7 protein-coding genes are annotated in these 7,032 nt (G+C 37.4%); 4 read left to right on the top strand and 3 right to left on the bottom strand.

Features of this window, described 5'->3' with window-relative positions:
- The first annotated feature begins 127 nt into the window (after nt 1-127).
- Both Hs30E_RS09925 and Hs30E_RS09930 read left to right on the top strand, forming a co-directional pair.
- Nucleotides 128-1,042, top strand: coding sequence for a Kiwa anti-phage protein KwaB-like domain-containing protein (locus Hs30E_RS09925; protein WP_172209797.1), 915 nt, complete (start codon nt 128-130; stop codon nt 1,040-1,042).
- Entirely contained in the window at nt 1,039-1,635 is a 597-nt protein-coding gene (locus tag Hs30E_RS09930; protein WP_172209798.1) for a KwaA family protein, read from the top strand. The genes Hs30E_RS09925 and Hs30E_RS09930 overlap by 4 nt, the downstream gene beginning before the upstream one ends.
- A gap of 6 nt (nt 1,636-1,641) precedes the next feature.
- Here Hs30E_RS09930 and Hs30E_RS09935 read toward each other — a convergent pair whose 3' ends face one another.
- The 3 genes from Hs30E_RS09935 to Hs30E_RS09945 all read right to left on the bottom strand — a co-directional run bounded on the left by Hs30E_RS09935 (nt 1,642) and on the right by Hs30E_RS09945 (nt 3,201).
- The gene (locus tag Hs30E_RS09935) at nt 1,642-2,046 is read right to left on the bottom strand and encodes a type II toxin-antitoxin system death-on-curing family toxin (RefSeq protein WP_228462048.1); all 405 of its coding nucleotides are present in this window, start codon (nt 2,044-2,046) and stop codon (nt 1,642-1,644) included.
- Nucleotide 2,047: 1 nt separating this feature from the next.
- Nucleotides 2,048-2,260, bottom strand: a complete 213-nt coding sequence (locus Hs30E_RS09940) for a hypothetical protein (RefSeq protein ID WP_172209799.1) — start codon at nt 2,258-2,260, stop codon at nt 2,048-2,050.
- Nucleotides 2,261-2,568: 308 nt separating this feature from the next.
- Entirely contained in the window at nt 2,569-3,201 is a 633-nt protein-coding gene (locus Hs30E_RS09945; RefSeq protein ID WP_172209800.1) for a copper homeostasis protein CutC, read from the bottom strand.
- A gap of 512 nt (nt 3,202-3,713) precedes the next feature.
- Here Hs30E_RS09945 and Hs30E_RS09950 point away from each other — a divergent pair.
- Both Hs30E_RS09950 and Hs30E_RS09955 read left to right on the top strand, forming a co-directional pair.
- Complete coding sequence (locus Hs30E_RS09950; RefSeq protein ID WP_172209801.1) at nt 3,714-4,541, top strand: putative RNA methyltransferase; 828 nt, start codon at nt 3,714-3,716, stop codon at nt 4,539-4,541.
- Between the two features lie 173 nt (nt 4,542-4,714).
- Complete coding sequence (locus tag Hs30E_RS09955) at nt 4,715-6,487, top strand: PTS mannitol transporter subunit IIBC (RefSeq protein ID WP_172209802.1); 1,773 nt, start codon at nt 4,715-4,717, stop codon at nt 6,485-6,487.
- The last annotated feature ends 545 nt before the right edge of the window (nt 6,488-7,032 follow it).

Consider the following 7,032-nt stretch of genomic DNA (forward strand, 5'->3'; position numbering starts at 1 on the left):
TCATAGATTCAAAGGTTGGACGTTTAACGCCAACTAGACGTTTAAAATGACTATCGCTGAGTTTCGTGAGGGATTCATAGTTCATGACTATAGTATAACAAATTTTTTTATTTTTGGGAGAAGTCTAATGAAAGAATTAAAACAAAAACTGATACAGAAATTGCAAATTGAAACAGATAATATTACCGATTATTTGGAGACAGATAAGAACGTTTATCGTATTGAAACAAATGTTGAAACGAACAAAACGATTTTTGTTAATCCAACGATAGAAAGTTTGAATAATCAAGAATTAGTAAATTTTGATATTTATCAAGATAAAAAAGATACAATTAGTTTGATAACTGATGAAAATAAACTCAGTAATTTGATTGAATTAGAATCAAAGTTTAATGATTCTCAAACGACAGAAACTAATATATTTAAGAATAAAGAAAAAATAAAATATTTTTATCTAAAATTGAACAATATTATTTTGGTTTATCGCTATACTTCAAGAGCTTATCTAAAAGCAAAAGCATTTTTAAAGATACGACAGACAGTAGAGCTAGGACAAACTAAGGAGCTTGAGCTGATAACTGAAGAAGATGATAGAATAACTTTAGATAAACAATCTCCAGATTTAATTTTTGATATGGATATGAAACAAGCGTTTTTGTTAAATGTTAAGCAATCAGAGTATATCATTGATTTAGAAGTTGCGATTGATAAATTACGTGAAAAATTTCCAGATATTCAAAAAGAGAATAGAATTTTTTCAAAAGATAGTTTTGAGTTATTTGAAAAAAAGATTAGTAGCTTAAATAAAACTAGAATACGAAAATTTGTCAAGATGATTGAAGAAGAAAAATATCATAAATTTGTAGAACATAGGAACCAAGCAGTAAAAATAAAAGAAAGATATAGCTTAACAATTGAATTTAACGATTGTAATGAAATTGTTTTTGGTCCAGATACTAGCATTGAAGATATTCTTCATTTGTTGGCTGATGACTATGTTCAATCTTATTTAGATGAAGAATCAAGGGTTGTAGATGAATGAAAAATTTAGCTTTAACTTTTGGGAGTTTTTCTTTAATCTGGTTATATGTTGTAATAGTGTCGATAATTCAAATAATTTTTAAAGTTATTGAATTATTGAAAGAAAAAAATTTTAATTATTATGAGTTGCTAAGTTATCCTTATATTATTACTGTAGCGATAGTAGTTTTGTTAAATATAATAGCGTTTAATACTGTAAAAAAATTTGTAAAATACAAAGTTGATTCAAGTAGAAATACAGGGTTGAAAACTTTTTCAGATATAAAACAGGATAGAAAATTAGGTTTAGATTTTATTGTAGCCCATTTATTTCCTTTAATGGATTTGAATTTATTTGGCGTAATAGATTTTAAGGAATTTTCAAGTAAAATTATTTTGATACTTATTCTATTAGTTTTTGTGACATACTCTCGAAGCTACTCATTCAATCCTTATCTGTATTTGTTGGGCTATCGAATTTATAAAAGTGAAAATGTTGATAGCGTACTGCTTATGAAGAAAGGAGATTATGGAGGTGAAAAGAATTATCAAGAAAATCTGAAATTTGAAGAGATTGACAATACAAATATTTATTTGTTAAAATCAAAAATTTAACACACCCTAAACTTTCACATGCACCATTTCCAACCATCTAGCAATCTCAAGCATAGTCGCCTCGGTATCGGGGGAGTTGGTCACGGACAAGACAAAATCGTCTGCGTTGTTGATGAGGTCATCTTTGATTGGCTGATAGCCATTGATTGCCAGAAAAACAAGGCTTGCCATGATGGCAGTTCGTTTATTACCGTCACGAAAAGCGTGTTTTTTGGCAATTTTTTGCAGAATAAAAGCAGCTTTGAGCCAGATAGTTGGATAGAGTTCTTGTCCAAAAACGATTTGTTGTGGTTGCTCGATAATCATCTCTAAACTAGAATCGGATAAAACGCCATAAGTAAGCCCATTGACTGTTGTGACAACTTGCTGATTGAGATAGATTAAATCAGCTTTACTGAGATAATTTATCATCTTATCTGTCCTTTAATTTTTCTAAAAGTGGGGAAAAGCGTTCGAGATAGTTATCAATGGTTTCCTTGTGTGTTTCAACGACATTTTTTTCCACAAGATAGCTCGTTACAGCCTCATTAACAAAAGCAGAGATAGATTGCTCGGTTAGGCTTGTGTAGTCAACGATTTCTTGATAGAGTTTGTCATCAAAGCGGATAGAAGTTGGTTTTGACATGGTTTTACCTTGTATTTTTTATTTTGTATTTATCTATGAATACAGTATATCACAAGATGTAGTCATCTGCAAATACAACTGTTCAATTTAGGCTATTTTGCCAGAAAGGAATCTCATGCCTAAAAAATCGAACTGCCATTAATAAAAGAAATATCAGAATTTATTTACAACGAGCGCCAAGGGTTTCAATCAACGTCTTGGCGTGAAATTTTGTCGTTCGGGGATAAAAACAACTTTCGTGATTAAATAAGAGATATTCAATAATTTTGGACTAATAAAAATGACCTGTCAAGGTCATTTTTATTTAGTTATATCATTACAATCTTTGTCCCATGCACATAAGCACTGCCAGTCAATTTTGCGATTTTTTCAGCATTTTCAAAAGTCACGCTACCGCCAGCGATAAGCCGAATGCGACCATTTGCGTAGGTCACAAGTTCGGCGATTTTCTCAGTATTAACAGGTTTATCAAGCGTGTTGCCGTGCATGAGAATCTTGTCAAAGCCGAGTTCGACGAGTTCGTCAAGCGCTGATTTTTGTTGGTCTGCGCTAATCTTGTCAAATGCCATATGAAAGGTAACAGGGAGCCCTTGACTTGCAATCATCAAAGTTTCCAAAGCATCAGAATCTAGCTCATTTTCGGGTGTTAGTGCGCCGAATACCAACTCGTTTGTGCCTGCCTCTACGGCTTTTAGGATGTCTGTCTCCATGATTTTAAGCTCAATCGAGTTATAAACGAAATTGTCGCCGCGCGGGCGAATCATCGTCGCAAAAGTTGTTTTGCTGTCTTTGAGGTAGTCGGCGGTTTCTTTGATAACGCCGTAACTAGGCGTTGTACCACCAGCTGTGAGGTTGTCGCAAAGCTCAATCCGCTCAGCACCAGCTGCTACTGCAAGTGGTATGTTGGTAAAGTTTTCGGCGCAAAATTCTCTGATTAACATAGAATCTCCAATCTGTTTCCTGATTTATTTTGATTATACCACACCTTGGCGAAAAAAATCAAAAATAGTATAGACAAATCGGTATGAGGTGGCATCACCGAGGGTCTGGGACAAGAGTTGTGATAGGAAAATCGCATAAAATTCGTTTTATAAAACCTTGATTTCATGTCGAATACAATGAAAATAGTCCTGCCATTCTGTTTTTATTTTTAAATGTGTCATTGCCACATATCCTATGATATAATGGAGGAAAGATAAGATGACAGGGAGCTTTTGAGTTTGTATAATTATCGTAGAGCTGACCTGTTTGCGACAAATTTGATGCTGAACCATGTTCGGCTTATCCAGAGATTGATTGGCGCAGCATTGACAAGCTCCGTCAGTTGAAGTACGGCATTTCAAGGCGGGGATGTGATTTAGATAGTAAGCGAGGAGATTTTGATTTTGGAAGAAATTTTGCCACTTGTTCGTGAAAAGTTGATGTGCGAACTAGAAAATCGTCGAAAATAATGATGCTGAAGAAAATTGATAAATCGGCCTTGTATTTGGCGGAAAATATTACGGCTTTGCGTTGTCCGCTTTGTCACAATGGTTTCAGACTTGAAAAATATGCGCTGATTTGTGCCAATCGACACACTTATAATCTCAATAAAAAGGGTGTGGTCAATTTTCTGACAATTAAGCCCGACACAACGCATTACACGCGTGCCATGTTTGAACCGCGGCGCAAGCTGATTCAGTCTGGTATGTATGCGCCTGTTTTAGCTGAAATCAAAACCATGCTAACAACCGGAAATCTGCTAGATGTTGGCAGTGGCGAGGGCAGTTTTCTGGACTTGCTAGACGTTTGTGGTAACAAATTTGGCTTTGATATTGCGCTTGACGGTGTTAATATGGCGACAGAATTGACGGATTTGCAGGCTTTTTTCAGCTTGTCAGACTTGACTAATCTGCCTTTTGCGGACAGCTCAATGGCGACAGTCCTCAATATCTTCACGCCCTCGAATTATCGGGAATTTGACCGCGTATTGACGGATAATGGGCAAGTGATTAAGGTAATTCCCGACACCTATTATCTGCAAGAACTTCGCACGGCATTTGGCTTGCCAAATGATTATGACAATGGTGATGTTGTGCGCAAGTTTGCTGAAAAATTTCCAGATTTCACGCAAAAAGAAATTCGATATGCGTTTGCTCTTCCCGAAAATCTGCGGACGGCTTTTCTGTCTATGAGTCCATTAGAATGGCAGATTTCGGCTGAAACTAAGGCAAAAATTGCTGAAAAACCACCTAAAACGGCGACTGTGCATGTTCGGATCTTACAAGGAAAAAAGTCTTGACACAAATTTCTGTGTCAAGGCTTTTATTTACGTGTGCTTTGAAAACGATTACAATTGAGTTGTAAAGTAAAGGACATCTGAAATAGAGAGTGCAATTTTAATTTTATATTTGATTAATATTAATAAAAACTATTTTAGAAACACCTTTAAAAAATAGTCACAAGGAGAAAATCATGAACGAAGAAAAAACACAGTTCAATCTAAAAGTTGCTGTTCAGCGTTTGGGAACGGCACTTTCAGGGATGGTTATGCCAAACATTGGCGGTTTCATTGCTTGGGGGATTATAACAGCGTTATTTATCGAGGCGGGTTATTTGCCAAATAAAAACTTTGCAGAGCTTGTCGGTCCGATGCTTAACTATCTCTTGCCATTATTGATTGCTTACACTGGTGGTAAAAATATCTATGGTGATGGTCGTGGTGGTGTTGTTGGCGCAATTGCTGCTATGGGGGTCATTGTTGGTACGGACATTCCTATGTTTATCGGTGCAATGGCTATGGGACCGCTTGCGGGTTGGTTGATGAAAAAATTTGATAATGCCGTGCAACCCAAAATTAAAGCAGGCTTTGAGATGCTGGTCAATAATTTCTCGGCAGGTATTTTAGGTTTTGCCTTGGCACTATTTGGCTACACACTCATTGGACCAACTGTTCAAGGTTTAACAAAAATCATGGAAAAGGGTGTTCAAGTTATCATTGATGCACACCTTTTGCCACTTGCGAATGTCTTCATTGAACCAGCGAAAATTCTTTTTCTTAACAATGCCATTAATCACGGTATTTTGACACCAATTGGTGCTAATCAAGTTGCCGAAACTGGTAAATCAATTCTCTTTTTACTTGAGGCTAACCCTGGTCCAGGTCTAGGACTTCTTCTAGCTTTCTGTTTCTTTGGCAAAGGTTCTGCTAAAGCAACTGCACCAGGAGCTGTTATTATCCACTTTCTCGGTGGTATTCATGAGATTTATTTCCCATATGTGATGATGAAACCGGCTCTCTTCATTGCCGTTATCGCAGGTGGCGTGACAGGGACATTCACAAACTCAATACTTGGTTCAGCCTTGACTTCAGCAGCCTCACCGGGTTCTATCATTGCAATTGAGGCAATGGCACCAAAAGGCCTCTGGCCTCATCTCAATGTCTTGATTGGTGTTCTTGCGGCTGCCATCGTTTCGTTCTTAGTTGCCGCCATTATCCTCAAAAACGATAAATCTATGGTTGACGATACTGCGCTTGAAAATGCCCAAGCAGACCTCGCAGCTAGTAAAGCAGTTGCCAAAGGGCAAGCACCAGTCAACTCAGAACTAGCGATTAGTGGCGACATCAAACACATCATCTTCGCTTGTGATGCGGGCATGGGCTCATCAGCCATGGGCGCGTCAATCCTCCGTGACAAAGTCAAAAAGGCTGGTTTGTCAATTGACGTCACGAACCGCGCCATTGCCAATTTAATTGACGCAGCTGATACACTCGTTGTCACCCAAGAAGAATTGGCACCACGTGCAGCACAAATGGCACCAAGTTCAATACGTGTTGCGGTGTCGAACTTCCTCAATTCACCAAAATACGAAGAAATCATTGCGAGTCTGACTGGAGGGAGCGCGTCAGACCAAGCGGGAAAGTCCGTCACTAAAACAGAGACTGAGATTGATTTGAAATTAGTTACACAAGTTGTTTTTGGTCACGATGCGACTGCTGTTGGTAGCGCGACAATGGGAAAAGAAACACTTCAAGCGATTTTCAAAAATCATGACGTGAAAATGCCAATCACAGATGTTGAATTTCCAGAACTTACTGCTTACAATGCCCCAAATATTGTAGTTGTCACAATTGTGGCAAATACAGCAATAGCTAAGGAACATGCACCAAATGCGCAACATCTCAGTGTTGATAGTTTGATAACGACATCTGAGTATGATAAAATGCTAGAACGCTCGGGCAAGTAGTGGTTTTCGCAAGAATTTATGTGGCAGTTTGTTTAACGGAAACTTGTCAACCGCTAAGGCACGTTGTATCACGGGCGTTTCATAAGTTTAATCTAAAACATAATTTTCGGAATCTTTTACGAATAGTTGTTTTTTAACGGAAAATCCATGAAAAAGTCACTTGTTTTTTCAAAAATATTTAAAAATATAATCAATAATTTTGGTATTTCAAAATATTTCTACGAAAATAACTTTTAAAATAGATTAACTAAAAATTAAATCGACAACTTACATGTATATTCCAGAAAAATTAAATTTGTGAAACGCCCGTGCACGTTGTATGTAGCAAGACCTTAACCTCTTTGCGACTCCGTCGCTCAATCGCTAAAGGAGTAGCCACTCCAACGGCTAAGCGTTCAATCGTCAAGCCACGTTGTAGATAGCTACTTCCCTAACCTCTTCGCGACTTCGTCGCTCAATCGCTAAAGGAGTAGCCACTCCAACGGCTAAGCGCTCAATCGCCAAGCCACGTTGTAGATAGCTACTTCCCTAACCTCTTCGCGACT

This window comes from Pseudolactococcus hodotermopsidis (genome assembly GCF_011170085.1).
GTDB lineage: Bacteria > Bacillota > Bacilli > Lactobacillales > Streptococcaceae > Pseudolactococcus > Pseudolactococcus hodotermopsidis.

Excerpts from the sequence above, each read along its gene's own strand:
- Hs30E_RS09925 (WP_172209797.1), top strand. The coding sequence starts at position 128 with ATGAAAGAATTAAAACAAAAACTGATACAGAAATTGCAAATTGAAACA.
- Hs30E_RS09930 (WP_172209798.1), top strand. The coding sequence starts at position 1,039 with ATGAAAAATTTAGCTTTAACTTTTGGGAGTTTTTCTTTAATCTGGTTA.
- Hs30E_RS09935 (WP_228462048.1), bottom strand. The coding sequence starts at position 2,046 with ATGATAAATTATCTCAGTAAAGCTGATTTAATCTATCTCAATCAGCAA.
- Hs30E_RS09940 (WP_172209799.1), bottom strand. The coding sequence starts at position 2,260 with ATGTCAAAACCAACTTCTATCCGCTTTGATGACAAACTCTATCAAGAA.
- Hs30E_RS09945 (WP_172209800.1), bottom strand. The coding sequence starts at position 3,201 with ATGTTAATCAGAGAATTTTGCGCCGAAAACTTTACCAACATACCACTT.
- Hs30E_RS09950 (WP_172209801.1), top strand. The coding sequence starts at position 3,714 with ATGCTGAAGAAAATTGATAAATCGGCCTTGTATTTGGCGGAAAATATT.
- Hs30E_RS09955 (WP_172209802.1), top strand. The coding sequence starts at position 4,715 with ATGAACGAAGAAAAAACACAGTTCAATCTAAAAGTTGCTGTTCAGCGT.